Origin of the sequence: Roseateles amylovorans (assembly GCF_025398155.2) — a bacterium.
Taxonomy (GTDB): domain Bacteria; phylum Pseudomonadota; class Gammaproteobacteria; order Burkholderiales; family Burkholderiaceae_C; genus Roseateles; species Roseateles amylovorans.
Map to the genome: position 1 here is coordinate 328920 of NZ_CP104562.2, position 26657 is coordinate 355576.

At 67.9% G+C, this 26657-nt stretch carries 25 protein-coding genes and 1 tRNA gene; 8 read left to right on the plus strand and 18 right to left on the minus strand.

Going from position 1 to position 26657, the window contains the following annotated elements; all coding sequences use genetic code 11:
- Window positions 1–31 precede the first annotated feature (31 nt).
- The 4 genes from N4261_RS01435 to N4261_RS01450 all read right to left on the minus strand — a co-directional run bounded on the left by N4261_RS01435 (window position 32) and on the right by N4261_RS01450 (window position 4258).
- Window positions 32–766, minus strand: a complete 735-nt coding sequence (locus N4261_RS01435; protein ID WP_261758463.1) for a proteasome-type protease — start codon at window positions 764–766, stop codon at window positions 32–34.
- Between the two features lie 69 nt (window positions 767–835).
- Window positions 836–1672 (minus strand): transglutaminase family protein, encoded by an 837-nt coding sequence (locus N4261_RS01440; protein ID WP_261758464.1) that lies wholly within the window; start codon window positions 1670–1672, stop codon window positions 836–838.
- 54 nt (window positions 1673–1726) lie between these two features.
- Window positions 1727–2695: an alpha-E domain-containing protein gene (locus tag N4261_RS01445; RefSeq protein WP_261758465.1), complete on the minus strand. Its 969-nt coding sequence runs from the start codon at window positions 2693–2695 to the stop codon at window positions 1727–1729.
- A 177-nt stretch (window positions 2696–2872) separates the two neighbouring features.
- A complete protein-coding gene (locus N4261_RS01450; protein ID WP_261760867.1) occupies window positions 2873–4258 on the minus strand; it encodes a circularly permuted type 2 ATP-grasp protein in 1386 nt (461 codons plus the stop codon).
- Window positions 4259–4728: 470 nt separating this feature from the next.
- Here N4261_RS01450 and N4261_RS01455 point away from each other — a divergent pair, with 470 nt between their 5' ends.
- The 3 genes from N4261_RS01455 (at window position 4729) to N4261_RS01465 (ending at window position 7759) form a co-directional block, all read left to right on the plus strand.
- Entirely contained in the window at window positions 4729–6732 is a 2004-nt protein-coding gene (locus N4261_RS01455; RefSeq protein WP_261758466.1) for a diguanylate cyclase domain-containing protein, read from the plus strand.
- Between the two features lie 143 nt (window positions 6733–6875).
- On the plus strand, window positions 6876–7214 hold the full coding sequence (locus N4261_RS01460; protein ID WP_261758467.1) for a winged helix-turn-helix domain-containing protein: 339 nt from the start codon (window positions 6876–6878) through the stop codon (window positions 7212–7214).
- A 65-nt stretch (window positions 7215–7279) separates the two neighbouring features.
- On the plus strand, window positions 7280–7759 hold the full coding sequence (locus N4261_RS01465; protein WP_261758468.1) for a DUF4275 family protein: 480 nt from the start codon (window positions 7280–7282) through the stop codon (window positions 7757–7759).
- A gap of 152 nt (window positions 7760–7911) precedes the next feature.
- Here N4261_RS01465 and N4261_RS01470 read toward each other — a convergent pair whose 3' ends face one another.
- The 3 genes from N4261_RS01470 to N4261_RS01480 form a co-directional block, all read right to left on the minus strand.
- On the minus strand, window positions 7912–8244 hold the full coding sequence (locus N4261_RS01470) for a tautomerase family protein (RefSeq protein ID WP_261758469.1): 333 nt from the start codon (window positions 8242–8244) through the stop codon (window positions 7912–7914).
- Window positions 8245–8437: 193 nt separating this feature from the next.
- The gene (locus N4261_RS01475; RefSeq protein WP_261758470.1) at window positions 8438–9832 is read right to left on the minus strand and encodes a TolB family protein; all 1395 of its coding nucleotides are present in this window, start codon (window positions 9830–9832) and stop codon (window positions 8438–8440) included.
- Between the two features lie 180 nt (window positions 9833–10012).
- Window positions 10013–10378, minus strand: a complete 366-nt coding sequence (locus tag N4261_RS01480; protein WP_261758471.1) for a GFA family protein — start codon at window positions 10376–10378, stop codon at window positions 10013–10015.
- Between the two features lie 100 nt (window positions 10379–10478).
- Here N4261_RS01480 and N4261_RS01485 point away from each other — a divergent pair, with 100 nt between their 5' ends.
- The 4 genes from N4261_RS01485 to N4261_RS01500 all read left to right on the plus strand — a co-directional run bounded on the left by N4261_RS01485 (window position 10479) and on the right by N4261_RS01500 (window position 13260).
- A complete protein-coding gene (locus N4261_RS01485) occupies window positions 10479–10904 on the plus strand; it encodes a GNAT family N-acetyltransferase (RefSeq protein WP_261758472.1) in 426 nt (141 codons plus the stop codon).
- A 196-nt stretch (window positions 10905–11100) separates the two neighbouring features.
- On the plus strand, window positions 11101–11871 hold the full coding sequence (gene modA / locus N4261_RS01490) for a molybdate ABC transporter substrate-binding protein (protein ID WP_261758473.1): 771 nt from the start codon (window positions 11101–11103) through the stop codon (window positions 11869–11871).
- Between the two features lie 40 nt (window positions 11872–11911).
- Window positions 11912–12580: a molybdate ABC transporter permease subunit gene (modB, locus tag N4261_RS01495; protein ID WP_261758474.1), complete on the plus strand. Its 669-nt coding sequence runs from the start codon at window positions 11912–11914 to the stop codon at window positions 12578–12580.
- The gene (locus tag N4261_RS01500; protein ID WP_261758475.1) at window positions 12577–13260 is read left to right on the plus strand and encodes an ABC transporter ATP-binding protein; all 684 of its coding nucleotides are present in this window, start codon (window positions 12577–12579) and stop codon (window positions 13258–13260) included. Before modB ends, N4261_RS01500 begins: the two co-directional genes overlap by 4 nt.
- Before the next feature lie 30 nt (window positions 13261–13290).
- On the opposite strand, the gene N4261_RS01505 is transcribed toward N4261_RS01500, so the two are convergent.
- The 3 genes from N4261_RS01505 to N4261_RS01515 form a co-directional block, all read right to left on the minus strand.
- Window positions 13291–17457, minus strand: coding sequence for a hypothetical protein (locus N4261_RS01505; RefSeq protein WP_261758476.1), 4167 nt, complete (start codon window positions 17455–17457; stop codon window positions 13291–13293).
- A 122-nt stretch (window positions 17458–17579) separates the two neighbouring features.
- Window positions 17580–18476: a class II glutamine amidotransferase gene (locus N4261_RS01510; RefSeq protein ID WP_261758477.1), complete on the minus strand. Its 897-nt coding sequence runs from the start codon at window positions 18474–18476 to the stop codon at window positions 17580–17582.
- Between the two features lie 482 nt (window positions 18477–18958).
- Window positions 18959–19033 (minus strand) — tRNA-Arg (locus tag N4261_RS01515).
- 273 nt (window positions 19034–19306) lie between these two features.
- Here N4261_RS01515 and N4261_RS01520 point away from each other — a divergent pair.
- Window positions 19307–19945 (plus strand): c-type cytochrome, encoded by a 639-nt coding sequence (locus N4261_RS01520; RefSeq protein WP_261758478.1) that lies wholly within the window; start codon window positions 19307–19309, stop codon window positions 19943–19945.
- Between the two features lie 45 nt (window positions 19946–19990).
- Here N4261_RS01520 and N4261_RS01525 read toward each other — a convergent pair whose 3' ends face one another.
- The 8 genes from N4261_RS01525 to N4261_RS01560 form a co-directional block, all read right to left on the minus strand.
- Window positions 19991–20530 carry a DUF2946 family protein gene (locus tag N4261_RS01525; RefSeq protein ID WP_261758479.1) on the minus strand — a complete coding sequence of 180 codons (540 nt, stop codon included), beginning with the start codon at window positions 20528–20530 and terminating at the stop codon, window positions 19991–19993.
- A gap of 30 nt (window positions 20531–20560) precedes the next feature.
- On the minus strand, window positions 20561–21574 hold the full coding sequence (locus N4261_RS01530) for a YheT family hydrolase (RefSeq protein WP_261760868.1): 1014 nt from the start codon (window positions 21572–21574) through the stop codon (window positions 20561–20563).
- Window positions 21575–21585: 11 nt separating this feature from the next.
- Window positions 21586–22047 (minus strand): YybH family protein, encoded by a 462-nt coding sequence (locus N4261_RS01535; protein ID WP_261758480.1) that lies wholly within the window; start codon window positions 22045–22047, stop codon window positions 21586–21588.
- 81 nt (window positions 22048–22128) lie between these two features.
- Entirely contained in the window at window positions 22129–22338 is a 210-nt protein-coding gene (locus N4261_RS01540) for a zinc-finger domain-containing protein (protein ID WP_261758481.1), read from the minus strand.
- A 97-nt stretch (window positions 22339–22435) separates the two neighbouring features.
- Complete coding sequence (locus N4261_RS01545; RefSeq protein ID WP_261758482.1) at window positions 22436–23359, minus strand: branched-chain amino acid transaminase; 924 nt, start codon at window positions 23357–23359, stop codon at window positions 22436–22438.
- 67 nt (window positions 23360–23426) lie between these two features.
- Window positions 23427–23954, minus strand: a complete 528-nt coding sequence (locus tag N4261_RS01550; protein WP_261758483.1) for a hypothetical protein — start codon at window positions 23952–23954, stop codon at window positions 23427–23429.
- A 274-nt stretch (window positions 23955–24228) separates the two neighbouring features.
- Window positions 24229–25590, minus strand: coding sequence for a DNA repair protein RadA (gene radA, locus N4261_RS01555; protein ID WP_261758484.1), 1362 nt, complete (start codon window positions 25588–25590; stop codon window positions 24229–24231).
- A 23-nt stretch (window positions 25591–25613) separates the two neighbouring features.
- A complete protein-coding gene (locus N4261_RS01560; protein WP_261758485.1) occupies window positions 25614–26498 on the minus strand; it encodes a hypothetical protein in 885 nt (294 codons plus the stop codon).
- Between the last annotated feature and the right edge of the window lie 159 nt (window positions 26499–26657).

Here is a 26657-nt window from a genome sequence, read left to right on the forward strand (position 1 = left end):
AGGGCGAGGGGAGGGGCTTGGGCGTAAAGCCTTACTGCCCCGTCCGCTCCGCAGCAAACCAGTCGTCGTCCGGCAGTTGCTCGAACACCCGCTTCAAGCCGCCGCCCCAGCCCTGGCTGACGGTCTTGAAGTACGGATCGTCCCGGGTGATCCGGTGCGGCACGGCGGGCGCGAAGCTGTCGGACTTATAGAGCAGCATGTCGATCGGCAGGCCGACCGACAGATTGCTGCGGATCGTCGAATCGAACGAGATCAGCGCGCACTTGGTGGCCTCGGCCAGCGAGCTGTCGTAGTCGATCACGCGGTCGATGATCGGCTTGCCGTATTTGGATTCGCCGATCTGCAGATACGGCGTGTCCTCGGTGGCCTCGATGAAGTTGCCCTGTGGATAGACGTGAAAGATCCGCGGCTCTTCGCCCCGGATCTGGCCGCCGACGATGAAGTTGGCGCCGAAGTCCACGCCCTGGTTCAACTGGCCGTTGCCTTCGCTGTCGCGCGAGACGACTTCCCGGAGCGTGCGGCCCACCAACTCGGCCACGTCGTACATCGACGACAGGTTCATCAGATGCGGCTCATTGCCCGCCGCACGCTGGCGCAGCAGGCTCACCACGCTCTGGGTGGTGGCCAGGTTACCGGCGGTGAGCAAGGTCACCAGCCGTTCGCCCGGTGCCTCGAACAGGTTCATCTTGCGGAACGTGGCGATATGGTCCACCCCGGCATTGGTGCGGGAATCCGAGGCAAACAGGAGGCCGGCGCGCAACCTCATGGCAACACAGTACGTCATGGGGCGGAAGGTTAGCGCATCACACCGGGGTCGTGGGGCGAGTGCCGGCGCTCATTGCTGCAGTCCCGTGCCGGGTTTCACGAGCACCTCGGCCCGCATGGTCTCCATGCCGCCGCCGGTCCGCACGCCGCGCACCGGGCAGGCGTCCAGATAGTCGGCGCCAATGGCCAACTTCACATGACGGGCATCGGCCAGGCACTGGTTGCTGACGTCATAACCCAGCCAGCCGCCCGCCGGCGCGTCCGGGAAGGAGGCCCCACCGGCCGGCAGCCGCACTTCGGCCCAGGCATGGCTGGCCACATGGGCCGCATCGGTGGCCAGATAGCCGGACACATAACGGGCCGGCAGGCCCAGCAGGCGGGCGCAGCAGGCGAAGACCTGGGCATGGTCCTGGCAGACGCCGTAGCCGCTGGAGAAGGCCTGGGCCGCCGGGGTTGCGGCATCGGTGAAGCCCTGCACATACGGCATGCGATCGCCCACCGCCTGCATCAGGGCCATCAACGCCGCATGGGCGTCCTGCGCGGCGGCTTCGGCAAAGCCGGCAGCGAAGCTGCGCAGCGACGCGTCGGCGCGGGTCAGCGGGCTGTCGCGCAGGAACAGCGGGGCGGGCAGTTCGTCGGTCGGGTCCGGATGGGGTGGCGCGTCGTCGGTGATGACCTCGCCGATGGCACGCAGATGGATCTCGCCGCGGGGGCCGTCCAGGCTCAGCACATGCATCGTGTTGCCGAAGGCGTCCTTGCAGATGCTGGCGGAGGCGGGCAGCTGCAGGTGCCAGCTCAGCACCCGCACGCCGGGGGCGGGACGGGGCGTGAGCCGCAGGTACTGGGTGCTGCGATTCAGCGGGGCGTCGTAGGTGTAGACGGTTTCGTGGGAGATGTGCAGATGCATGGGAAACCTTGGCGTGGGGGCAGGGGCCGGGCGGGCACGGGCCCGGCCCGCGCCTCATTGCGCCTCGAAATAGGCGCGCTGGATGGACAGGCTGAGCAAGGCGGAATCCTCCAGGAAGGCGGTGAGCCAGGCGTGCAGGCCGGTGTCCAGGATTTCGTCGACCACGCCGTATTCCAGCCGCAGGGCCAGTTCGCCGGCGCGTTGCTTGGCGCCGCGTCCGGCATCCTCCGCACCGACGCGGGCCTCGATCTGCGGCAGGATCGCACGGATTTCATCGCAGCACGCGCGCAATGAGCGCGGCACATCCGGCCGCAGGATCAGCAGCTCGGTGACGCGGCGGCCGTTCAGGCTGTCGCGGTAGGCCGCGTGATAGGCCTCGAAGGCCGACAGCGAGCGCAGCAGCGCGTTCCAGGCATAGAAGTCCGGGGCGCTTTCGCTCGGCACGTCAACCGGCGCCAGGGTGTCGACCGCGGGGGCGATCAACTGGGATTTCACATCCAGCAGCCGCGCGGTGTTGTCAGCCCGCTCGACGAAGGTACCCAGGCGGATGAAGCAATAGGCGTCGTTGCGCTGCAGCGTGCCGTAGGTGGCGCCGCGGAACAGGTGCGACCGTTCCTTCACCCAGTCGAAGAAGGAGGACGGATCGGTCACCCCGTGGCGCGCCAGTTCGCGCGCCTCCAGCCAACTGGTGTTGATGGCCTCCCACATCTCGGCGGTGATCTGGCCGCGCACCGCATGGGCGTTCTCACGCGCCTGCCGGATGCACGACACGACCGAGGCCGGGTTGTCCAGTTCCAGTCCCATGAAGCGGAACAACTGCTCGGCGCTCAGCCGGGCGTGGCGGGCCTGATAGGCCTCCAGCGTGCCGGTGACCGCCAGCGGCGCCGCCAGTTCGGTCGCCGCGCCGCGCGACTGCGGCAGCAGCGACAGCGAGTGGGTCACGTCCAGCATGCGGACCAGGTTCTCGGCGCGTTCCAGGTAACGGCTCATCCAGTAGAGCTGGGAAGCGGTTCTCGACAGCATGCATCACTCCGTGTTCTCGGCCGCCCGTGGCGGCCTTGTTCTGTTCAGCGCGTTCAACATATCCAGCGTATTGAGCGTATTCAGCGCATTCTTCTGTGCGGTCGTCCGCAGGGGGACGGCCGGCGGCCCGCACCCCGCTGAGCCGAACCCATAGTGCCCGGCGTCGCGGGGCGGTGCTCATGCCTCGAGGATCCAGGTGTCCTTGGTCCCGCCGCCCTGGGAGGAATTCACCACCAGCGAGCCCGCCTTCAGTGCCACCCGCGTCAGGCCGCCGGCCACCATGTTGACCTCCCGCCCGGACAGCACGAAGGGACGCAGATCGATGTGGCGCGGCGCGATGCCGCGCTCCACGAAGGTCGGGCAGCTGGACAGGCACAGCGTGGGCTGGGCGATGTAGTTGGACGGATCGGCCTTGACCCGTTCCTTGAACTCGGCGATTTCGGCCGTGGTGGCGGCCGGGCCGACCAACATGCCGTAGCCGCCGGCGCCGTGCACTTCCTTCACCACCAGGTCGGCCATGTGGTTGAGCACATGGTCCAGGTCCTGGGGCTTGCGGCATTGCCAGGTCGGCACGTTGTGCAGGATCGGCTCCTCGCCCAGATAGAACCGGATCATGTCCGGCACATAGGGGTAGATGGACTTGTCGTCCGCCACGCCGGTGCCCACCGCATTGGCCAGCACCACATGGCCCTGCTTGTAGACCGACAGCAGGCCCGGCACGCCCAGCATCGAGTCGGCGCGGAAGGCCAGCGGGTCCAGGAAGGCATCGTCGATGCGGCGGTAGATCACATCCACCCGCTTCGGGCCGACGGTGGTGCGCATGAAGACGAAGCCGTCCTTGACGAACAGGTCCTGGCCCTCGACCAGCTCCACGCCCATCTGCTGGGCCAGGAAGGCATGCTCGAAATAGGCGGAATTGAAGGGGCCGGGGGTCAGCACCACCACGGTCGGGTTCTCTGCCGGACTGGCCTGGCGCAGGGTGTTGAGCAGCAACGCCGGGTAATGGGCCACCGGGGCGATCGCGTATTTGGCGAACAGCTCCGGGAAGAGCCGCATCATCATCTTGCGGTTCTCCAGCATGTAGCTCACGCCCGAGGGCACCCGCAGGTTGTCCTCCAGGACGTAATAACCGCCGTCGGAATGCCGGATCAGGTCGACCCCGGTGATGTGGGCGTAAATGCCCAGCGGCAGGTCCAGCCCCTGCATCGCCGGCTGGTACTGGGCGTTGGCGAAGACCTGTTCGGCCGGGATCAGCCCCGCCTTGACGATCTCATGGTCGTGGTAGATGTCCCAGAGGAAGCGGTTGAGCGCGGTGACCCGCTGTCGCAGGCCGCGTTCGAGCATCTGCCATTCTTCGGCGGGCACGATGCGGGGCACGGTGTCGAAGGGAATCAGCCGCTCGGCGCCGGCTTCGTCGCCGTAGACAGCGAAGGTGATGCCGACCTTGTGAAACAGCAGGCTGGCTTCGGCCCGCTTCTTGGCCAGCGCATCGGGCGTCTGGGCGTGCAGCCATTCGGCAAACGCCTGGTAGCTGTTCCGGATCGCGCCGCTGGACAGCAGCATTTCGTCGTAATGGCCGGAGGCCGGAAGGGTCAGGGCATGCATGGGGGCTCCAACAAGGGACCGCGACTCGGCGGCCCGCCCCCAGGGTTGCAAGCCGCGTGCCCAGGGCACGGTCGCCAGTTGGCGTCAGCATGACCGCTTTTGGTGCGATTGGCGATTCTGGAAAACCGGGGCGTCACCCAGGCCCGCCCGAGGTGCGCCCACGCCTGACTTCGGGGCGAAAGCGCTGAATCCGGCGCCGGGTGGGGCGCGGTCGGACGCCAAATCCGGCACCAACGCGGCGCTTTAGGTGGACTTTCGGTCGCTTTTCCGCGTTGCGCCCCCGGCGTGCTGCGGCTACAAATGTCGCAATGCCTAACGATGCCCAAGTTTCGGTCTCCGTCGCGCCAGCCGCTCCGCCAGCCGCCGTATCACCCACCTTCCTCCCCGCCCGTGGTTCCAGGGCCTCACTCGGCCGCTGGCTGACCGTGATGGTGCTGGCCGCAGTGGCCGTGGCCCTGTTGAGCTCGGCGCTGCTGATCGAGAACTTCGCCCGTGCCCATGCCGAGCGCCGTGCGGTGGAGGGCCTGCGCCAGGTCGCGGTGGACTTCCGGGATGCGCTGGACCGGGGCATGGCTCAGCAATTCAAGGAAATCCGGGTGCTGTCGCAGCTGGAGCCGTTTCGGCGATTCGATGATCCGGCGGCCATGCGCCGGGCGCTGGACCAGGTGCAGATCGGCTTCGACCATTTCGCCTGGATGGGCGTGACCGACGCCGACGGCCGGGTGCTGGCCGCGGCCGGCGGGCTGCTGGATGGGGTCAACGTCTCGAAGCGGCCGTGGTGGCAGGGCGCCCAGAAAGGGCCGTTCGTGGGCGATGTCCATGCCGCCGTGATGCTGGAGAAATTGCTGCCGCGCCAAAGTGATCCCTGGCGTTTTGTGGATTTTGCGGTGCCGCTGCTGGACAGCAGTGGACAGCGTCGCGGCGTGTTCGGCGCCCATCTCAGCTGGAGCTGGGCCCGCCAGATCAAAAGCGAGCTGATCGACGCCACCATGGCGGCGCATCAGGCGGATGCGCTGGTGCTGGGCCAGGACGGCACGGTGATCCTCGGGCCCTCCGCGCTGGAGGGCCGCAAGCTGGCCGAGGGCATGGGCGAGCCCGGCATGGCCTTGCGGCAGCATGCGGTCGATGGCGAGGACTATTTCGGTGTCAGCGTGCAGAGCACCGGTTACGGCGCCTATCCCGGCCTGGGCTGGACGGTGCTGGTGCGGCAGCCGGTGAGCGTGGCGTTGGCGGATTACTACCTGCTTCGCCATCAGATCGTTCTCAGCGCGGCGCTGCTGCTCGCACTGGCCGTGCCGATGTGCTGGTGGCTGGCCCGCCGGATGTCCCGTCCACTGAATCAGCTGACCGAGGCGCTTGCGCGCCGACACCACCTGGGCTCGGGGGAGCAATTGCCGCAGGTGGGCGGCTACCGCGAAGCGGCGGTGCTGTCGCATGCGTTGTCGGAGCTGACGCGTCGGCAGGCCGAACAGGACCAATGGTTGGCGCAGTTGAATGCGTCGCTGGAACTGCGGGTCGAGGACCGCACGGTCGAACTTCAGGCGGCGATGATCAAGCAAGAAGCCAGCGAACGGCGGCTTCGCACCATTGCGGACAACCTGCCGGTGCTGATCTCCTACATCGATGCGGAGCAGCGCCTGCGCTTCCTGAACGCCACCTTCCGCACCTGGATGGGCACCGAGCCCGAGGCGGCGCTGGGGCGGACGATGAAGGACATCTTCGGCGTGGTGATCTATGAGCAGCGCCTGCCGGCCGTCAAGGGCGCGCTGGCGGGGGTGCGGCAACGCTTCGAGACGCGTTCCGAGGCCAACGGCGTGCAACGCGATCTGCTGACCGAATACATCCCCGATGTGCAGGCCGACGGCACGGTGGCGGGTTTCTACACCCTGGCCACCGACATCACCGCCTTCAAGCAGGTGGAGCGCGAGCTGGACCAGCTCAGCCGCATTGATGCGCTGACCGGCCTGCCCAACCGCCGCCAGTTTGACCAGCGCCTGGCCGAGGCCTTGGCCCGTTCACGGCGCAGTGGGCTGCAGATGGCGCTGATGTTCCTGGACATCGACCATTTCAAACAGATCAACGACAACCTGGGCCATGCGGCTGGCGACATGGTGCTCAAGGTCTTCGCCGAGCGCGTCTGCAGCTGTGTGCGAGAGACCGACCTCGTCTGCCGCCTGGCCGGAGACGAGTTCGTGCTGATCCTGGAGGGCCTGAATCAGACCGAGGAGGCCACGGTGGTCGCTCAGAAGGTGCTGGATGCGGTGAGTGCGCCGCTGTCGCTGGCGGGCACGGATGTGGCGTTGTCCACCAGCATCGGCGTGGCCTGCGCCCGTGGGGATGGCGACAGTGATGCCGCCCTGCTGGACCGGGCGGACGATGCGCTGTATGCGGCCAAGGCCGCCGGTCGCGGCGGCTGGCGCATGGCGGAGTGAGGGCTGCGGCAGCGCTCGGACGTCGTGTCAGCGGGGCTGCTGGACGGCGGCGGTACAGCACCGGGTGAAACAGCGGCGCCACCTCGGGTGTAATGCTGGACATGGCCCGCTCGTCTGCCCCTGAAGTTGCTCCGTCCGAACCCGTGTTGAAGCTGCGTGTTCGGCTGACCGTGGGCGAGCTGATCGCGGTCGGGCCCGGCAAGATCGACCTGCTGGAGGCGCTGGACGCGACCGGCTCCATCACCGCTGCGGCCAAGTCCCTGGGCATGTCGTACCGTCGGGCCTGGCTGCTGATCGACGAACTCAACCGATCGCTGCGCGCGCCCGCCGTGGCCACCGCGGCCGGCGGCGCGCAGGGCGGCGGCAGTGTGCTGACCGAAGACGGCCGCACGCTGGTCCGGCTCTATCGGCAGATCGAAGCGACGGCGTTGCAAGCGGCGGCGGCGGATATCCAGGCGCTGAAGCAGATGCTGGCGCCCTGAGGGGCGCTCACGTCGGACTGCCACGCGGCTCGATGGAGACCGACTCTCTGTGCATACTGGTGTGCATGGCCCAAGTCGAACGTCCCCTGGTTGAACCCGGCAGTGTGCTGCGCACCTTCACCGAGGCAGAAGCTGCCGCGTTGACGGAGGACTGGCTGGGCGTGTTCCGTCCCAATCGCGAAGGCAGCAATGTGCGCCGCTACCTGTGGCATGTCTTCGGCGGTCTGGGGGACAACTACGCCAGTTGTTCCGGTGACGCCGCGCTGGCGGCCTACGCCCAACGAGAGGCGCCCGAGTATTTGGTGCTGTCGAATGACCGCAGGTTGGCCTTTGCGACCGACCGGCGTCCGGAACGGATCGCCCTGTCGGACTGCCTGGTCTTTCCGCCGAATTTCGCGTGGACGATGGCCTTCACCCACGAGGACGGCTGGCTGGGGCCGTTCTTCGCTACCCATCCCGATGGGGCTCGATTGGATGCGGCCAATCTGGCGCAGATCCGCAAGCGGCGAGAGGTGGCGATGGCCAAGGCGAAGGGGTGGCGTTGAGAGGCCGGGGCTGCGAGTGAATCTGTTCACAGTTCCTCAGCTTGGAGTCGCTTCACTTTGAGGCAGAGGCCCCCGACGCAGCGGGGCGCCGCGAAGTGAAGTCGGTGGCTGATGACGTGTGCCGTTTGATCGTCCCCCGACCCGTGAGGCCGCTACAGGTCGACTTTGAATCCCAGATCCAAATCGCAAGCCGCCTGACCGCCGCGCAATCCGAAGTCTTCGAGCGGCGGCGCATTCAGCAGGATGTTGATCTCCGCCGCCGGCAAACCGACCTCGGAGAAGCGCCTGACGATCGCTCGGTACAAGGCGCGCTTCGCTTGCAACGATCGGCCCGGGAACATGTGCACCATGACCAGCAGGTACTCGGCGGTCTTGCCGCCCGGCACGCGGCAATGCGCGGCGCGGTGCTCCTGATATCGGATGTCGTGATCATCATCAGGCACGCCCAGCGCTTCCTTCATGGCTTCATGCAGCGCGTCGATCAACGCGGACACCTCCGCGTCGGATCGGGGTCGATGTCCGTGAATGAAGCAGATGGGCATGTCGAACCTGCGCAGTCTTGACGTGATTCGGCGACTCTAGCCCAGTCGATCGCCGATCGCCGATCGCGGTGCGCTGATCCACCGAAGGCCGGGAACACCCCCAGTTGGTCAGTGAGGTCGATGAATCCCGACGTCGCTATCCCACGCACTTCCCACTCTGTCCGCCATGTCCAGACAACGGCGCCCCAGGCACCTCCAAGGCATAGTGCAGCGACACCAACTGCCACCCCTGCGGACCCAGCTGCCACTGCGTGCTGTTCACCCCCACGACGTCCGGCACCGCCTGTGCGGAATCACGGCGTGATTCCACCACGCTGTAGACCTCGGCGTGCCCTGCATAACGGCGCAGTTCCCTGTGAATCTCGCATTCATGCAGGGCTCGCGGAGACGGCTTGCCCACTGCGGCGACGAATGCCTCTGCCGTCCAACTGCGGGCCTGCAACTCGCTGACCCGCGCATTCCATTGCTGACTCCACACCCGCGCCTCCGGATGCATCAGCGTGCTCAGCCGTTGGATGTCTGCAGGTTCACCCGCCGCATGACCGAACGATTGCCACAGCGCGGAGACTTGCGCCTCCAAGGCGGCGCGGCTGAATGCCTGCGCCTCTGGCCCGAGCGCCTCCAGCAGTGCCGGCCAGCTCACACGATAGACCTGCGCCAGCCCGGCCACCACACCCGGGACGGGTCGCGTGGAGGCGAAGAGCAGCCAGCGTCCGTCGGAAGTGATCGACGGCGTGAACTCGAAACCGGCGCCGTTGATCGGCGCCGGCAAACGCAATGCGGGGCCGAACCGCTCGCCGATGCGCTCGGTCATATAGAGGTCACCCCCGCCTTCGCTCCCGTCGCGGTTGCTCCACCAGACCGCATGGCGACCATCCGGACTGAGCGTGAAATCGCTGTTGGCCACGCCGTCATTGATGGGTGAGGGAAGGGCGCGCGGCGGGGCGGTCTCATCGTCGTCCACACGGTAGATGGACAGCTTGCCTGGACCGCCCGCGCGCGACGAGGCGAAGTACAAGCGCTTGCCGTAACGCTCCGGACCGAGTTCCTGTCGCGGGCTTTGCAGCGCCTCGGCCAGTCGACGCGGCGACGTCCATCGGCCCGTGTCTGCATTCGTCAGCGTGGCTTCAAACAGATCAAGATCATCGCCGCGGACCGCGCCTTCCGCGCTGAGCCGATTGGAGACGAAGGTCAATGTCTTGCCGTCCCCGGACAGATGCGGGTCCGAATCGCGCCATCGGGCATCGGAGAACGGCAGGGGTTCCGGTGCGCGCCAGCCTCCAGCGGAATCCCGTCGCTGCCACAGGAGTTGAGAGGACTTGAATCCGGCCGCCGAACGCGCGAAGACGCGCAGGGTCGTCGTTTCCTGCAGGTTGTAGGTCTGCAGTTGCGGGTCTGCCCCGGGCAGCTCGACCCGTTCGATGACCAGTGTGGCGGCGGTCGCTGCTGGCGCCGCGGCGACCTCTGTGGGCAGGCTCTGCATCGCCGCCAGGAGGATCAGAATCGATGGACTCGGTGCGCGTGCAAGCATGGCATTCGGGGCTGCAGTCAGGGTGCATGGATGCTAGAAGCGCAGCCAAGACCTGACCCCGTCATGCGATGAAGCCGGCGAAACAGGACGTCAAGACGGCCTGTCGCGGATGAGATGCGGCGCGCTCACGATGGAACGCCAGCGCGTGGGCGATGTCGCCGGGTGGTCAACGAGGCCGCGTCACTCGTCAAGAAACTTCCACGTGTCCGCCCCATCGAACCGGCGGACCCGTACCGACGCCATCAGTGCCCGATCGAAATTGGCCAGATGCACACCGTGCCGTGCCCCGGGCTCCAGCGACGTCGGCTCCCAGTGCGTCACGCAGCCGCAATGCTTGCAACGGATCGTGCGAAGAGTCTTGTCGCCCTGGACATAGGACTCCGTCGATTCGGGATGGCCTTCGATCGTCACCGTTCCGAACTCGAAGTACACCCACGGTCCCCCGATCCGGCGGCAGAGGGAGCAGTTGCAGTCGGTGGCGACCTCGGGCGTCGACGGGAGCGTGAGTCGGACCGCGCCGCAGTGGCACGCGCCTTGATGCGTCATGAGGAACTCCCCGAGGAAGGACAGTGTCGGTAGCCTACTATCGCCACAGGCCGTATCGCAAGCCTTCCTGTACCTGATGTCAAACGCTGCCTCTGCATCCATGAATTCCGCGTATACCGTTTCCCTGCAAATTCCCTCCGCTGCCACCTATGCCCGATTGCGGACTGAATCCGGACTGAGCGGCAAGTCCGCCGAGGCCGCCGCGCGCGGCCTGCCTCGGTCCCTCTTCGCCGTGCAGATCCTTCTCGACGGCGAGCCCGTCGGCATGGGGCGGGTCATCGGAGACGGGGGATGCTTCTACCAAGTGGTCGACATCTGCGTGCTGCCGTCTCACCAGGGCAAAGGACTGGGCAAGGTCATCATGGCCGAGATCATGAAGTTCCTCGACAGCGACGTGCCCGCCACCGGCTATGTCAGCCTGATCGCCGACGGTGAGGCGCAGAACCTCTATGCGCAGTTCGGCTTTGTGCTCACTGCACCGCGCTCGGTGGGGATGGCCTGGCGCCGGCAGCCCAGGTCTGTCTAGTGCTGCTGGAGGCTCAGCACGCCGTCGACTGCGGCCGTGACGTCCCGCGTCGGTCGATCTGAATGACTGCTGAGTCCCCCACTGCGCGCGGCTCGCCCAGCGGTCCTGCCTCCGCTTCACCCCGTCGCCCACCTACCGTCATATCCTGCGATATATTGCGCCACCATCCGACCCACCTGCTGTCGCCGGGGCTTTCATGTCGCTCAATCGTTCGCTGTCCTTGGCGCGTCGCGCCTGTGTGCTGGCCGTCGCTGCGCTGTCGTTCGGCGCAGCGCAGGCCGCCGACCTGACGGTCTCCGCCGCAGCCAGCCTGACCAACGCCTTCCGCGACCTGGCCCCGGCGTTCGAGGCCGCCCATCCCGGCACCCGGGTGCAGTTCAACTTCGCCGCCTCCGACGCGTTGCTGGCGCAAATCGCCAAAGGCGCGCCGGTGGACGTGTTCGCGTCCGCCGACCAGGAGACGATGGATCGTGCACGACAGCAAAAGCTGCTGGTCGACGGGACCCGCCTGAACTTCGTCAGCAATGCGCTGGTGGTGATCACGCCGGCCGAGGGCGGGCTGTCACTCAAGTCTCTGACTGAGCTGCAGCAAGCGGCCGTCAAGCGCGTGGCCATCGGCAAGCCGGACGGGGTGCCCGCCGGGCGTTATGCCAAGGGCGCGCTCGAGGCCGCCCGGCTGTGGACCGCGATCGAACCCAAGGCCGTCTATGCGCAGAACGTGCGGCAGGCGCTGGATTACGTTTCCCGCGGCGAAGTGGAGGCCGGCTTCGTCTACGCCACCGATGCGCTGGTGTTCAAGGACAAGGCCCGCATCCTGTTCCAGGTGCCGACCGAGACCCCCATCTCCTATCCGATCGCCGCCGTGGCGGGCGGCCCCAATGCGGCCGGGGCGAAGCAGTTCATCGACTTCGTCCGTTCTCCCGCCGGTCAGGCGGTGCTGGCCAAGTACGGCTTCGGCAAGCCCTGAACCGCCCTCGTCGCCCACACTGACGGAGCATTGACCCCTCGTGGAACCTGCCTGGATCGCGCTGGCGCTGTCGCTGAAGGTGGCTGGTTGGGCGACGGCGCTCAACCTGGTGCTGGGCGTGGGCGCGGGCTACGCATTGGCCCGATGGCGCTTTCCAGGGCGTGAGCTGCTGGACGCCCTCCTGACCCTGCCCATGGTGCTGCCGCCGACGGTGCTGGGCTACTACCTGCTGGTGGTGATCGGCAAGCGGGGCTGGCTGGGCGCCTGGCTGTGGGAGCATTTGGGCATCAACCTGATCTTCACCTGGCAGGGCGCGGTGATCGCCGCCACCATCGTGGCCTTCCCGCTGGTGATGAAGTCCGCACGCGCCGCTTTCGAAGGCGTCGATCCGCAATTGGAACGAGCCGCACGGGTGCTGGGCCTGGGCGAATGGGCGCTGTTCTTCCGCATCACCTTGCCGATGGCCTGGCGCGGCGTCATGGCCGGTGTGCTGCTGGCCTTTGCCCGCGCGCTGGGCGAGTTCGGCGCGACCTTGATGGTCGCCGGCAGCATTCCGGGCAAGACACAGACGCTGTCGGTCGCCGTGTATGAGGCGGTGCAGGCCGGGCAGGACGACACCGCCAATCTGCTGGTGCTGATCACGTCGCTCACCTGCGTGGCGGTGCTGCTGATCGCCGGACGCCTGGGCGGGGCGAGGGTGCATCCATGAGCTTCGACGTCAGCATCCGCAAGCGCGTCGTCGGCGGCGATCGCAGCTTCGAGCTGGCGGTCGCGTTCCGGACCGATGCGCGCCGCACCGTGATCTACGGGCCGTCCGGTGCCGGCAAGAGCCTGACGCTGCAGGCCATCGCCGGACTGCTCAAGCCCGATGAGGGCACGATCGCGGTCGATGGCCAACCGGTCTTCGACAGCGCGACACAGGTGGACGTGCCGGCGCGAGCGCGACGCCTGGGCTATCTGTTCCAGGATTACGCCCTGTTCCCCAGGCTCACCGTTCGGCAGAACATCGCCTTCGGCCTTCAGCGCGGCTGGCTGAATCCGGGCCGCCACGGCGGCGGCGAGGCGGTCGATCGTTGGTTGCAGGCTTTCGAGCTGGAACACGTGGCGCAGCAGCGGCCGCATCAGTTGTCCGGCGGTCAACGCCAGCGCACCGCGCTGGCCCGCGCGCTGGTCAATCAGCCTCGGGCGCTGCTGCTGGACGAGCCGTTCTCGGCGCTCGATCCGGAGCTGCGGGATCGGATGCGCGGCGAGCTCGACGCCTTGCTGGACCGCATCGGCATCCCCATGCTGATGATCACCCACGACCCCGAGGACCTCGCGCGATTCGGTGACCACCGCATCATGCTGCGGGACGGCGTGGTGCGAGCCCCCGCACCCTCCGATCGTTAGCCCGCAGACCGGGGACGCTCCGACGCCTGCTCAAGGCGGTGGATATTGCGCCGCGGTGCGTTGCCCTTCCACGCCGATGCTGCGCTGCAGCCTCACGCCGAAGTTCCATCCCAGGGTGCGCTGCTCACGACCCTTCTCCCGCACGATCAGCATCAGCGGTCGCCAGGTCGAATCCTGCTGCATCGTGCGGTCCGCATTGGCGCGTGCTTCGGCCGCGCCTTGGGCGTCGTCGCGCAGCGTGGCCAAGCCCTCCAGCGCCCGGAAGGTGTCGATCCAGGCGGCGGCTTGCGGGCGCATCGAGAAGTTGACGTTGTACTGGCACAGCCGGCTGTCCTGTCCGAGCTGGCGCACCTGGGCCTCGAAATCGTGCAGCAGGGCGGCCGCCTTTTCGCGGTTTTCCGGTGTGTTCTTTTCGCCGGTTGCATCCGGGGCCAGGGTCTCGACGCCGCGGGCGATCCAGTCGTCCCGGTGGCGCTCGATGCTGGTCAGCATCTCGGCCGGTGTGCTGTAGTGACGATCCAGGTCGGCGTCCTGCTTGCCGCCGATGGTGAACGGCGACACCGCATGTTTCTCCAGGTTCCAGAACACATCCCGGTTGGCGTCGATCAAGCCCGGCATGCCGCCGCCGGCGATGGCGCCGTGTCGGCCCTCAGGTCCGAGTTTCACTTCCGACGGATTCGCCGGCGTGAGGGTGTTGATCTGAACGCCGACGGAAACCTTCTGCTGCGCGGTGTCGCCCTTGTCCGCCGTCACGCGGATATGGCCGCCGTGCTCGGTGCGCGACTCGGCGATGCGCTCCGCTTTGAGCGCCGCGCCCGCGCTGACGCCGACGCGGTAGGTGCTCCCGTCGCCGCCGGACAGCTTCAGATTGGCGCCGGCACTGACCCGTGAGACGAAGCTGCGGGTGAGGCTGTCGCCCTGGATCTCGCCCAGGCTGACCTTCGGATGACGGTCCAGCACCGCCTCCAGCGGCCCGGCGTAGGGCGTGCCGCCGGCGGGATGCACCTGGTCCCAGCGGACCCAGCTGTCCAGCACGCCGAGCATCTCCTGGCGCAGCTCGTCATCCTTGCCGCGCTGACGGAACAACCGCAGGATGGTGCCTTCGGTCTGTTGGTGCTGGCGACTCATCTTCTCGGTCGCGCTGACCTGTGCCTTCACCACGCCGGGCAGATCCGGCCCGGCGGCCACGCCCACGGTGGCTTCCGGTCCGCTGGTGCGTGCACTGCCCAGCGAGATCTCCATGCCCAGGATCGGCATGAAGGCCTGGAAGAAGGCCTCCTCCTTGCGCGACCAGCCGGCAGACAGCACCGGCGAGACGACCGGGGAAGGCACGCTGTAGGGCAGCGAGGGCAGACCGCCGCCGACGATGCCGCCCCCGGAGAGCTTGACCTTGTCCCGTAACTGCATCGACAGCAGGATGGGCTCGAAGTAGCGCACCACATCCTCCTTGCTGCGAAACCGCTGCTGACGCGCCATGTCGGCGGCGGCGTGGGTGGCCACGTCGTGGGTCAGGACCTCGTGTCGCTCGGCTGGTGCGGCATCCGCCAAGGTCAGCTTGAGATGGTCGATCACCGCGCGCAGTGCCTGCGTCGCGTCCGCGCCGTCGGCAGCCAGCTCCTCGAACAGCGGCGGGAGCGTGTGATGACGGTCGGGCTTGTGCAGCCGACGTCGGCCCTCGGTCGACGGGGGATGCTCCAGCGCATGCGTCGCCGCACGCAGCGCCGAACCCTCGCTGCCCTTGAGCGTCCATTGAGACGGATGTCCCTGCTGCGCGGCCCGCTCTGCCAGGGCCTGGGTGGCCGCCGCGAAGGCACGAGCGTCGGGCGCGGCCACGCCGGCAGCGGTCAGGTCCTGCGCCAGGCCGGAACGGGCCCAATCGGCCAGCGCACCCGCCGTCTTGCGCACGCCGCTGTCGGCCTGACTGCGATGCGTCGTCATGCCGAAGCTCTCGGCGATGGCAGTGGCGCGCTGGAGTCCGCCCGAGGTGAAAGGCGTCTTGTGCCGATGCGGCGTCATGGCGCGCTTCAGCCAGGACGCCGACGGCTGTTCACGCACCACCCATTCGGTAATCGCTTTCTTCATCCGGTCGTCGTGGCGGGCAAAGGGGGAGCCCTCGGCATTCGAGACGCAACCGTTTCGAACCGCGTGATAGGCCGCCCGATCCACGCTGGAGACAGTGGCCACCGAGGAGGCGTCCACCGCGTCCGCAGGCAGTTGCCGCGCCACACGCTTGGCGCCGGCCAGCCAATGACGCACGGCGGCATCCGGCTCCGCCCGCTGCGCGGCATCGGCCGACCAGAAGGCCCGCATCGCCTGCAAGGTCTCGCTGTCCGGCATGCTGCCCGACGGGTGGCCGAGCAGGTGAACCACCTCCGCGCCGCGCGGCAGCACGCTGGCCTGACGAAGCAGGTTGTGCACATCGGCGTCGGCATCGGCGGCATCGGCCGATTCGGCGCCTGCGCCGTGAGCCGGCAGGTCGGCCACGTCCTGCATCCAGTCCCGTGCCGGACGCGATTGCAGCGCTTCGAGCAGCCGGTGTGCGCGGGCCGGGTCCCCCTGGCTCACCACCGACATCAGATCCGAGGCGATCTCCATCACGCCGATCGAGGGCAGGGCATCGGCGGACGGATTGGCGGGGCGTCGCTGCACGGCGTCCAGCAGGCGCGCGCCGAAGCGTTCGCTGTCGATACCGCCGGCGAACCCGCGGGGACGCTTCGCCTGGATCTGCAGCGCCTGTGCTTCTCGTGCATCGAACGCGGCCTTGGCGATCGCTGGATCCGGCACCTGGTCTGCGCTGGCGGCCAGCGCGAGCGAGGCCTGCAGCACGGCCGAGACGCCGGGTCCGGTGGTCTCGAGTTGCTGTCGCGCCGTGGCGGCCTCCGGCCTCAATGCGGCCACCTGTTCGGCGGCGGACGCGGCATTCAGCCGTGCTGCATCGTGTGAGCGCGTCGCCGATTGCAACTGCGCGTTCGATTCCTGCAGTTGGGACTTCAAGCGCAGGAGGCGCGGAAGGGCGTCCGGCGTCACCGTCTCCGTGCCCGCCTGGGCCGCTCGGAGTTGCGCTTGCGCGCGATCGACGGCGGTCTGCAATGTCTCGTGATGCTCGAGAGCCGCTTGCTGCGCGATCTCGGTCGTTTGGGCGTGCTGGGTGGCGGCCGCCAGCTGTCGCTCCGCATCGGCCAGCTGGCGCACCTGATCGACGGCGGCGGACCTCGCGCCGTACAGCGCCTCTTTTGTGTCGGCCAGTCGTTGCCGTACGAAGCGGTCCTTGTCGGCCAGTTGCTGGTGTGCCTGCACTTCTGCCGCCAGGGGCTGGAGCCCGCCGGAGCCCGCCTGCGCTTGCTGCACCCGAGTGGCCTCCGCCAGCCGCTGCTGTGCCGCCTGGACCGCGTGCTGCGCGCCGCCTTCCTGGGCGACGGCGTCCGACACCGCCTTGGCCGCGGATGCCCTGGCAGCGGCCAAGGCCTGTCGAGTCGGTGGCGTTGCCGCTGCGGTCGGCGCGTTCGGTCTTGTGGTTGAGCCGTTTGCCGGATCGCTGCTGGCCGATGCCGCAGCCGTAGCGGAGGCGGTGGCGGCTTGGGCGGCGGCCAGTTGCTGGTGGGCCATGTCCACCACGATCTCCGCACTCAGGCGGTGCTGCAGGGCCTGGGCCAGCGCGCTGTCGGTGGCGGGGACGGGCGTGGCGTCCTGAGGTCGAGCCGGCCCGTCGTGGGTGGTGGCCTTTTCGGTGAGCGGGCGGGGCTTCATCCACGGCACCAGGGTGGTCGCGACTTGGTTCCCGGTCGTGCGCGCGCCGCGGTCCCAGGGGACCGGCGTGCGTACCGGCAGGCGGTCACGCAGGCCTTGAGCCTGTGCGGTCAGACCGTCCAGGCGACTCGCCTCGTCCTGCGGCGCCGCAGTGTGGGGCGGCGGCAAGGACGCCCGCACCGGACGTTCCACCGTTCCGCCCACGCCCGGCACGAGGGCGTTGAATGCCACTTCACGGCCGAACAGCGCGCGCTTCGCGCGGGGCGCCAGCCCCTGAAGCGGGCCGGAGGGGACGGTGGCCGGGGTCGTGGATGCCGATGGCGTGGCAGGCGTGCCGCCCGGGCTGCCCGGGGGCGCGTCGCCGCGTGGGAGGGCGTCTGTGGCCGCTCCGGTATGGGCGAGGTCTGACGACGGGGTCGGTCGTCCGGTCGTGAGCTTGGAAGCGTCCATGGGCAGCGCCATCTCCTGAGTGCGATCGAGCGGTCCCTGGCGGAGTTTTGCCGCCAGGCCGAGTCACTCTAGAAGCGCGCCCGCCGGCGCCCAACGAAGCAAAACGCGCTAAGACATGCGGCTCATCTGGCGATGTCGCGCAGCAGCAGTGGCCAGGCGGTGCTCGCCCGCTGCCGCAGCCCGGACCAGGGCCGGCCGATGGTGGCGTCGACGATCGGGAAGGCGCGGGTGGCGGGGTTCACCTGGCGCCAGACTTCCTCGCCATCGACAAACACCCGGCATTCGCCGGTGGCCAGCGGTTGCCAGGCTTCGTCGGTGGTCAACGGATCGGTGGCGACGATCACGAGCCGATCGTTCTGGCCGTTCATCGCGCTGAGGTCGAGCGACATGTCGCAGTCGACCAATCGCGCCATCGGAAAGGGATGGCGACGTTGCAGCACCTGCAGCCGGCTGGAGCAGTGGGTGTAGAGCGCTTCGCCGTTGGTCAGCAGGAAATTGAAGTTGCCGTGGCGGGCGATGACCTCGCTGAGCTGCGCCACATGCGGTGCCAGCTCGTGCCAGGCGGGCGGCTGCTGCCGGTCTGCAAAGCGATGGCGCAGCTCCTGGAGCAGCCAGCAGAAGGCGCGTTCGCTGTCGGTGCTGCCCACGGGTCGATAGGGGCCGTTCAGCGTCGGATGGAAGCTGGTGAGGTCGCCGTTGTTGGCGAACAGCCAGGTCTGGCCCAGCCATTCCCGTTGGAACGGATGGCAGTTGGCGATCGTCACATCCCCCTGCGTCGCGCGCCGCAGGTGGGCGATCACGATGCGGGACTTGATCGGATAGCGGCTCAGGAATTCGGCCAGCGGGGACTCGCTGGCGGGCTGGTCGTCATGGAAGACGCGGCATCCGGAGCGCTCATAGAACGCCATGCCCCAGCCGTCGACATGCGCTGCGGTGCGACCGCCGCGGGCAGCGAACCCGGTGAAGGAGAAGGTGATCGCTGCATCGCTGTTGCAGTTCATTCCCAGCAGTTGGCACATGGGGGCCGACTATCGCGTGTGCGAGGGGATGCGCCAAATGCGGAAGCAGCATGTGCTCATGCGGCGGCGGGGTGTCTCCTGCGCGAAGCGGGAGCCGTTGCGTCCCGCGCGGACGCAGCAACACCGGTGAGGGGCGCCGCCGCGTCGTCCGAGGCGGCGAGGGCCTTGGTGGGGCCCCTCCATTCATTCCGGCCAATGCATTCGGTGGTCACCGTGTCCGGCTCGATCGGCGGAACATGGCGAAGCAGACCGAGAAGCTCCGAGTTGCGCCGAACAACGAACAAACTTTCTCTGTCCGCCACCGGCGCCCGCTTCATGGCGGAGGTGATCGGCGCAGTGAGCGCGCCACCGCGTCCGGACGCAAAAAAGCCCGCTGCAAGGGCGGGCTGTTCCGGCTCTCCTGCTGATGGGTCAAGCAGGTCAGGATGGACTCTGGTCCAGTTGAGACACTTTCAACGTCACCTCAACGCCTTCAAAGATTCTGGTGCGACCGGCAAGAATCGAACTTGCGACTAAGCCTTCGGAGGGCCCAATGATATCCACTTCACCACGGTCGCCGCGGCCCGCATTCTAACGTTGTTCTGAGGTCCCTCCGAGAAAGCCTTGGCGAATGCACCGCCACGGGTGTCCGTAAAACACGTCGCCGCAGGGCGCGGCTCGGGGTCAAGAGGGTCGCTTCTTGACGAAAGCCCCAGGGTGGGGCGCAGGACCGCTGGCTATACTTTGCCGGTTTTGCGGTGGGGGCGGCTCACGCAAGGGATTCCCCACCCCACCACGCAGACTGTCGCGCTGTCTCCTTCGATCTCCCTGCAGATTTCAACGAGGACTTCATGAGCGGAACCCAGGATCACGATCAAGCCCAGGGCACGCATGCCACCGCCCCGAGCCACGGGACGCATGCAGCGCCCCAGGGCCACGACACGCATGCCGCAGCCCAGACGCACGATGCGCATGAGGGCCCGATCAAGACGCCCAAGCAATTGGCCGTCGCCGTGTTCTTCGCCTTCATCATCCCGATCGCGGTGCTGGTGCTCGCAGCCAACTTCGTCTCCAGCGACGTCAAACCCGCCGCCGGCAGCACCGGCCTGGACGAGCAGGCCGTGGCCGCGCGCATCCAGCCCGTCGGCGTCATCGACCTGAAGGATGCGTCCGCGCCCGTCGCCCTGCGTACCGGCGAACAGGTCTATCAAGGCCAATGCGCCGCCTGCCATGCCGCCGGCGCCGCCGGCGCCCCCAAGTTCGGTGATGCCGAAGCCTGGGGCCCGCGCATCAAGACCGGCGTCGACGCGCTGCTGCACGCCGCGCTCGCCGGCAAGAACGCCATGCCGCCGCAAGGCGGGGGCGAGTTCTCCGATTACGAGATCGCGCGCGCGGTCGTCTACATGGCCAACCAAGGTGGCGCCAAGTTCGATGAGCCCAAGCCGCCCGCTTCTGCGGCCTCGGCGCCGGACGCTGCCGCTTCGCAGTAAGCCCAGTCGACCCGTGGGGGCGCCTTTCGAGGTGCCCGCGACCAGTCAGTGCGCGCTCGGCACCTCCGCCGGTGCGCGCGGCGTCAACTGGACATGATGGGTGGCCAGTAGCGCGGCGTGGGTCGTGGGCTGGACCGCCCACCGCCCCGCCTCGATCGCATCCGCCGCCTGCCCCATGTCCTGGCTGTGGACCAGCCCCAGTCCAAGATCAGTTACCAGGAACAGCCGATCGGCTTCGTCCAGCCAGGCCTCTTGCACCTGGGCTTCGAGACCGGTGTGGCTCAGCACCCGATCGTCGGGCTGCAGGCGCCAGATCCAGGGCGCCGCTTCCAACTGCACGTACACGCGCTGCGGACCGTTCTGGAAGAACCAGGCGCCCTGCGGATCCGCCGCGTAATTGCGCTGGATGAAGCTGAGCAGCTTGTCGTGGGTGATGCGGCTGCCCTTGACCTGGGGGAAGGGGCCCGCGTGCTGGATGCGTTCATCCCGCATGTACCAGTCGCCGCGCGCATCCAGCGCCAGCCAGCCGTAGCAATGCGGCACGTTGGGCCATTTCTTCAGTGCGGCTTCAACGATGGGATCCATGGTCCGGCTTTCCTGTGAAGGGGCGCCCGGTCAGCGTGCCAGCGAGAGCCAGTCACTCACCCGGTCCGGCATCGTCCGCACATGACCGGGCGGGCGCCCCGAAGGGAAGCCGACATGGCCGCCCTCATGCGGTTGCCATAGCGTGACGTAGGCGCCCACATGGCTCTGTGTCGGCAAGCTGTGTGCCGGGACGAACGGATCGTTGCGGGCATTGAGCACCAGCGCCGGCACGCGGATCCGCGCCAGATGCGGCTTGGCGGAGGCACGCAGCCAGTAGTCGTCGACATCCCGGAAACCGTGCAGCGGCGCGGTGAACAGGTTGTCGAACTCATAGAGGTTGCGCACACGCCGCAGGCGTTCGCCGTCGAACAGTCCCGGATGCTGCTGCAGCTTGCGCAGCGCCTTCGGCATCATCGTGCGCAGGAACATCCGGGTGTAGACCAGCCGGTTGAAGCCCTTGCCGATGGCATGGCCCGCCGCAGTGAGATCCAGCGGCGAGCAGATGGAGCAGATGGACCGCACGGTCTCGCTCGCCGCCTCACCCGCTTCCTGCGCCCATCGCAGCAGGGCATTGCCGCCCAGCGACACGCCTGCGGCCATGATCGGCCCGCGGTGATGCGCGCGCAGTTGGCTGAGCATCCAGCCGATTTCTTCGTAATCCCCGGAGTGGTAGGCCCGCGGCGCCAGATTGAGTTCGCCCGAGCAGCCACGGAAGTAGGGCATCGCGAACGCCCAGCCACGCTCGGCGGCGACGGCGGCGAAGGCCTGCACATACTGGCTGTCCAAGCCACCTTCCAGGCCATGGAAGAGCACCAGCATCGGTCGGTCCGAGGCCGCCGAGGTGGATGCCGATGCCGATGCCGATGCCGGCGCGGTGCCGGTCGGCTCGATCAGGAATTCAACGTCGACGAAGTCACCGTCGGGCGTGTCCCAGCGAACGCGGCGGAACTGGGGCGGCGCCCCCGTGTAGCGCTTGGCAAACAACACCGGCCAGATGGTCTGTGCATGGCCGCCGGGGAGCCAGGAAGGGGCCTGGTACTGCATCGATCGCGCGGTCAATGCAAGGTCGTCGGCGTGCCGGACGAGATCACCGAGGCCTCCTGCTTCACGTCCTGCGACGTGCCCGGGCTGGCATGGTGGGCCACCATGCGCCAGCCCAGCGCGGTCTTCACGAACACATTGGTTGCCACCACCCAGGCGCTCTGGATGCCGGCCTCGGTCGCGATCTCCACCCGCTCCAGCACATGGTGGATCGCGGTGTCGCCGACCACCAGGCGTCGCTGGCATTCCGGATGCACCGGCACCGCACCGCGGGTGAAGATGCTCTCGAAGCTGGCCCGGATCGCAGCCTGGCCCACCACCCGCGGTCCGCCGGGATGGACGCAGCAGACCTCGTCCTCATCGCCCCAGACGGCCATCAGCCGTTCCAGGTCGCCGGATTGCAGGGCATCGTAGAACTGCGCCTCGGTGTCCTCCGGAGAGGCCAGCAACAGAGCGGACTGAGCCTTGCGCACCATGGTGGTCCCCTGGGGAGTGATCAGCGTTCGGTGGTCGGTGGTCGATGACGGAACGTCAGCGGTTGGACAGCCTGCGGACGCTCAGTGCCCGGCGGGCAGCACTTCGCCGGCCTTGAGCTGGTAGACGGTGCCGCAGTAGGCGCACTGGCCCTGGCCGCCGTGGCTCAGGTCGATGAAGACGCGCGGATGGTTGCTCCACAGCGGCATCTTCGGATTGGGGCAGAACACCACGCCAGGGCCTTGCAGTTCCTTGGCGGTGACTTCGACGACGGATTTGGGAGAGGTGCTCATGATGTGTGGCTCTTGGCTGGCAGCGCGCAGGGAAGCGGGGCTGGGAGGCGGGGAGAGGTGACGGACGTGACGGGCGCGACGGGCGATGGGGTGAGGCTCAGACCGGCGTCAGCCAGTGGGCATAGGCCGGATTGCGTCCGTGCACGATGTCGAAGAAGGCGGTCTGGATCTTCTCGGTGATCGGTCCGCGGCTGCCGATGCCGATCTCGATGCGGTCGAGCTCGCGGATCGGGGTGACTTCGGCGGCGGTGCCGGTGAAGAAGGCCTCGTCCGAGATGTAGACCTCGTCGCGGGTGATGCGCTTCTCGACCAGCTTCAGGCCCAGGTCCTGGCAGATCGCGAAGATGGTGTTGCGGGTGATGCCGTTGAGCGCGCCGGCCGACAGGTCGGGCGTGTAGACCACGCCGTTCTTGATGATGAACAGGTTCTCGCCCGCGCCTTCGGAGACGAAACCGGAGGCGTCCAGCAGCAGGGCCTCGTCATAGCCGTCCTCGGTCGCTTCCATGTTGGCCAGGATCGAGTTGGTGTAGTTGGACACCGCCTTGGCCTGGGTCATCGTGATGTTGACATGGTGGCGGGTGTAGCTGCTGGTCTTCACGCGGATGCCGCGCTTGAGACCTTCCTCGCCCAGGTAGGCGCCCCAGGCCCAGGCCGCGACCATCAGATGGACCTTGTTGCCCTTGGGGCTCACGCCCAGCTTTTCCGAGCCGATCCAGGTCAGCGGACGCAGGTAGCAGCTCGCCAACTGGTTTTCACGCACCACCGTCTTCTGCGCCTCTTCCACCTGTTCAACGGTGAAGGGCAGCTTCATGCGCAGGATCTTGGCGCTGTTGAACAGCCGCTCGGTGTGCTCCCGCAGGCGGAAGATCGCGGTGCCCTTGTCGGTCTGGTAGGCCCGCACGCCTTCAAAGGCGCCGCAGCCGTAATGCAGGGTGTGGGTCAGCACATGGATCTTGGCGTCGCGCCAGTCCACCAGCTCGCCGTCCATCCAGATCTTGCCGTCGCGGTCGTCCAGTGACATGGGATTTCCTTCTGCCTTGTGCTGCAAAAGCGGCGATTTTATGCGGCGCCGCCGCGTCCGCAGGCGGCTAACGCGCGGACGGGGCGCGATCCGACGCCGTGTCGGGGGTGGGGGCGGGCGCCAACGGCGACAGCGTCGCGGCCGGTTCGACCTCGTCCGCCGGTTCGGCCCGATCGTCCAACGCCGACGCCGACCCCAACGCCGATCCCGGTGCGGCACTGGCGACATCCGCCGCCCGCACCAGCGTCCAGCTCACCACCAGGCTGCGCGCCATCACCACGTCGACCGCGTCCGCGCCGGCGTCGGTCCAGCGGTAGGTCTCCGGCCCGACCTTCTCGCCCAGCGAGCGTGTCAGCTTGATCAGGTCCACCAGCTTCATCCCGACATGCAGGCGTGACTGCAGCATGATGGCGCTGGACACATGACCCAGCGGCGACGCGTTGGCGGTGCGCATCACCTTCATCAGCTGGCTGAACTGCAGCAGCAGATAGAACACGACGCCCGACAGGGCGACGATCGCGCCCTTCCAGCCGAAGAACACCGTCCCGGCCACGAAGGCGGCCACGGTCAAGGCGATTCCGAAATATTTGTTCATGCGTGGGGCTCCGGCGCGGCGGGCATGGGAACGTTGGGCGCAGCCGGAAAATCGTGGTCGGACATCATGGGTGGGCGCAGGGGGAAGATCTGTGGCGGGCACGAGCTGCAGCGCCGGACATTGTCGACGCAGCGCAGGCCCCGACAAATGTGGGGATTGCGGAGGCGCCACCGATTGACGGGATCGATGGGATCGACGGACGGCCAGCACGCCGCTGTCAGTGAGCGCCGCCGCGAGCCCGCCATCCCCGACAGGCCGTCCAAGCCCAGCACCCTCACAGACCGCGGAGGACCTCGATCGCATCCTCGATCCGCGCCACCGCATGCACCGTCAGTCCCGGAATCGGCTTCTTGGGTGCATTGGCCTGGGGCACCACCGCCACCGAGAAGCCGAGCTTGGCGGCTTCTTTCAGCCGCTCCTGGCCGCGCGGTGCGGGCCGCACCTCGCCCGCCAGGCCGACTTCGCCAAAGGCGATGAAGCCCTTGGGCAGCGGCTTGCCACGCAGCGAACTCTGGATGGCCAACAGCACCGCCAGGTCGGCGGCCGGTTCGCTGATGCGAACACCCCCGACGGCGTTGACGAAGACATCCTGATCCATCGTCGCCACCCCCGCATGGCGGTGCAGCACCGCGAGCAGCATCGCCAGCCGGTCGCGGTCCAGGCCCACCGACAGCCGGCGCGGACTGGGACCGCCGCTGTCCACCAGGGCCTGCAACTCCACCAACAGCGGTCGCGTGCCTTCCAATGTCACCAGCACACAGGAGCCGGGCACTGGTTCGCTGTGGGTCGAGAGGAAGATCGCGCTGGGGTTGGTGACGCCCTTGAGCCCCTTCTCGGTCATGGCGAAGACGCCGATTTCGTTGACCGCACCGAAGCGGTTCTTGATCGCGCGAACCAGCCGGTAGCTGCTGTGGGTGTCCCCCTCGAAATACAGCACCGTGTCGACGATGTGCTCCAGCACCCGCGGCCCGGCCAAGGTGCCTTCCTTGGTCACATGGCCCACCAGCACGATGGCGCAACCGGTGGCCTTGGCGGTGCGGGTCAGTTGCGCCGCGCATTCGCGCACCTGGGCCACCGAGCCCGGCGCGGAGCTGAGCTGCTCGGAGTAGAGGGTCTGGATCGAGTCGATGACGCAGAAGCGGGGTTGCTCGACCTCGATGGTGGCCAGGATCTTTTCCAGACCGATCTCGGCCAGCACCCGCACCTGGCTGCCGTCCAGGCTCAGCCGGCGCGCGCGCATCGCGACCTGGGCGCCGGATTCCTCGCCGGTGACATACAGCACCTTCATCTGGCGGGAGAGCGCGTCCACCGCCTGCAGCAGCAGCGTGGACTTGCCGATGCCCGGATCGCCGCCAATCAGCACCACGCCGCCGTTGACGATGCCGCCGCCCAGCACCCGGTCCAGCTCTTCCAGCGAGGTCGGTGTGCGGTCCACGTCCCGGGCCTCGATCTCGGACAGCGTGGCCACCGGCTGGCTTTTCGCCAGCGCCTGATAGCGGTTCTTGCCGGCGGACGCGGTCTCGGCCACGGTCTCGCTGAGCGTGTTCCAGGCGCTGCAGGACGGGCAGCGCCCCAGCCACTTGGCGCTGGTGGCGCCGCATTCGGAACAGACGTAATGGGTTTTCGGGGAGGCCATGGGGCGCGATTGTCGCCGCCAGGCTACTTGATCCGGATCAGATGCCAGGCGTGGGGCAGGGAGTCGGCCGCCGGAATCCAGTGGTCAATGGCCGCGCCCAACAGCACACCGACCACGAACAGCCCGAGCGCACCGGCCCAGGTGTGACGGATCGCGCAGCGCCACCAGCCTTCTTCGCTCAGGCGCCGCCAGGCCATGCCACCCGCCACGCCGGCCAGTGCGACTTCTACCGCCACCGCCAGCAACACTTCGACCCCGAACAGCGCGAACACGCCCGCACTCAAGGCCATGGCGATGCCGACGATCACCAGCAACGGCACCGCCACGACGGCGCCTTCGTCCATCGAGCCCAGCGCATCGCCGGCCGCGCCGAGGGTTTTGCCGGTGACCTCGGCGGTTTCCGCGACGTCCGAAAGACTCACCCCATCGGCCAGTGCCGGCCCACCCGAGAAGTCACCGCTGGCGCCCCCGCCGCCGAAGTCGCCCCCGCCGCCCGACTGGAACGGCACGGCGCGGCCCGGGCGACCGGCGTGCGAGGCGCTGCTGGCCATGAAGTCCGCCACATCCACGGCGTCCAGCGCATCCCCGGACGGATCGGCATCCCGACGCAGCAGCGTGCCGGCCCACAGGCGCAGCACCGCCAGATAGACCAGGTAGCCGGCCGGCAGCAGCACCGCATATCGCCAGGCGAGGGACTCGATGCCGATCGCGCGCAGGCAGGCGCCGCCCACCATCAACGCGGCGAGCCAAATCAAGCCGATCAGGAAGACATGCAGCCGCAGCCAATGCATCTTGCGCAGCCGCTGGCGGACCCCGTCGATCGACTCGCGCCGCCAGCGCTCGCGCATCAGCCGCGACATCGGTCGGGAGGATTTCGAGCTGGCAGAGGCGGCATGCGGGCGATTCATGGGGCCGCAGCATAGAGGACCGGCGCCCGTCACGGCGGCCCTTTCCCCCCACTTCCCCCATCGGAAGGATCGATTCGTTCTCGTCGGGCGGGCGATGCGGTCGGCTCGATGTCGGCCGCGTGACATCGTTCACGGATCGCCCGTCTGTGGTGTCGCCGC

Excerpts from the sequence above, each read along its gene's own strand:
- N4261_RS01435 (WP_261758463.1), bottom strand. The coding sequence starts at position 766 with ATGAGGTTGCGCGCCGGCCTCCTGTTTGCCTCGGATTCCCGCACCAAT.
- N4261_RS01440 (WP_261758464.1), bottom strand. The coding sequence starts at position 1,672 with ATGCATCTGCACATCTCCCACGAAACCGTCTACACCTACGACGCCCCG.
- N4261_RS01445 (WP_261758465.1), bottom strand. The coding sequence starts at position 2,695 with ATGCTGTCGAGAACCGCTTCCCAGCTCTACTGGATGAGCCGTTACCTG.
- N4261_RS01450 (WP_261760867.1), bottom strand. The coding sequence starts at position 4,258 with ATGCTGCTGTCCAGCGGCGCGATCCGGAACAGCTACCAGGCGTTTGCC.
- N4261_RS01455 (WP_261758466.1), top strand. The coding sequence starts at position 4,729 with ATGGTGCTGGCCGCAGTGGCCGTGGCCCTGTTGAGCTCGGCGCTGCTG.
- N4261_RS01465 (WP_261758468.1), top strand. The coding sequence starts at position 7,280 with ATGGCCCAAGTCGAACGTCCCCTGGTTGAACCCGGCAGTGTGCTGCGC.
- N4261_RS01475 (WP_261758470.1), bottom strand. The coding sequence starts at position 9,832 with ATGCTTGCACGCGCACCGAGTCCATCGATTCTGATCCTCCTGGCGGCG.
- N4261_RS01480 (WP_261758471.1), bottom strand. The coding sequence starts at position 10,378 with ATGACGCATCAAGGCGCGTGCCACTGCGGCGCGGTCCGACTCACGCTC.
- N4261_RS01485 (WP_261758472.1), top strand. The coding sequence starts at position 10,479 with ATGAATTCCGCGTATACCGTTTCCCTGCAAATTCCCTCCGCTGCCACC.
- modA (WP_261758473.1), top strand. The coding sequence starts at position 11,101 with ATGTCGCTCAATCGTTCGCTGTCCTTGGCGCGTCGCGCCTGTGTGCTG.
- N4261_RS01500 (WP_261758475.1), top strand. The coding sequence starts at position 12,577 with ATGAGCTTCGACGTCAGCATCCGCAAGCGCGTCGTCGGCGGCGATCGC.
- N4261_RS01505 (WP_261758476.1), bottom strand. The coding sequence starts at position 17,457 with ATGGACGCTTCCAAGCTCACGACCGGACGACCGACCCCGTCGTCAGAC.
- N4261_RS01510 (WP_261758477.1), bottom strand. The coding sequence starts at position 18,476 with ATGTGCCAACTGCTGGGAATGAACTGCAACAGCGATGCAGCGATCACC.
- N4261_RS01520 (WP_261758478.1), top strand. The coding sequence starts at position 19,307 with ATGAGCGGAACCCAGGATCACGATCAAGCCCAGGGCACGCATGCCACC.
- N4261_RS01525 (WP_261758479.1), bottom strand. The coding sequence starts at position 20,530 with ATGGATCCCATCGTTGAAGCCGCACTGAAGAAATGGCCCAACGTGCCG.
- N4261_RS01530 (WP_261760868.1), bottom strand. The coding sequence starts at position 21,574 with ATGCAGTACCAGGCCCCTTCCTGGCTCCCCGGCGGCCATGCACAGACC.
- N4261_RS01535 (WP_261758480.1), bottom strand. The coding sequence starts at position 22,047 with ATGGTGCGCAAGGCTCAGTCCGCTCTGTTGCTGGCCTCTCCGGAGGAC.
- N4261_RS01540 (WP_261758481.1), bottom strand. The coding sequence starts at position 22,338 with ATGAGCACCTCTCCCAAATCCGTCGTCGAAGTCACCGCCAAGGAACTG.
- N4261_RS01545 (WP_261758482.1), bottom strand. The coding sequence starts at position 23,359 with ATGTCACTGGACGACCGCGACGGCAAGATCTGGATGGACGGCGAGCTG.
- N4261_RS01550 (WP_261758483.1), bottom strand. The coding sequence starts at position 23,954 with ATGAACAAATATTTCGGAATCGCCTTGACCGTGGCCGCCTTCGTGGCC.
- radA (WP_261758484.1), bottom strand. The coding sequence starts at position 25,590 with ATGGCCTCCCCGAAAACCCATTACGTCTGTTCCGAATGCGGCGCCACC.
- N4261_RS01560 (WP_261758485.1), bottom strand. The coding sequence starts at position 26,498 with ATGAATCGCCCGCATGCCGCCTCTGCCAGCTCGAAATCCTCCCGACCG.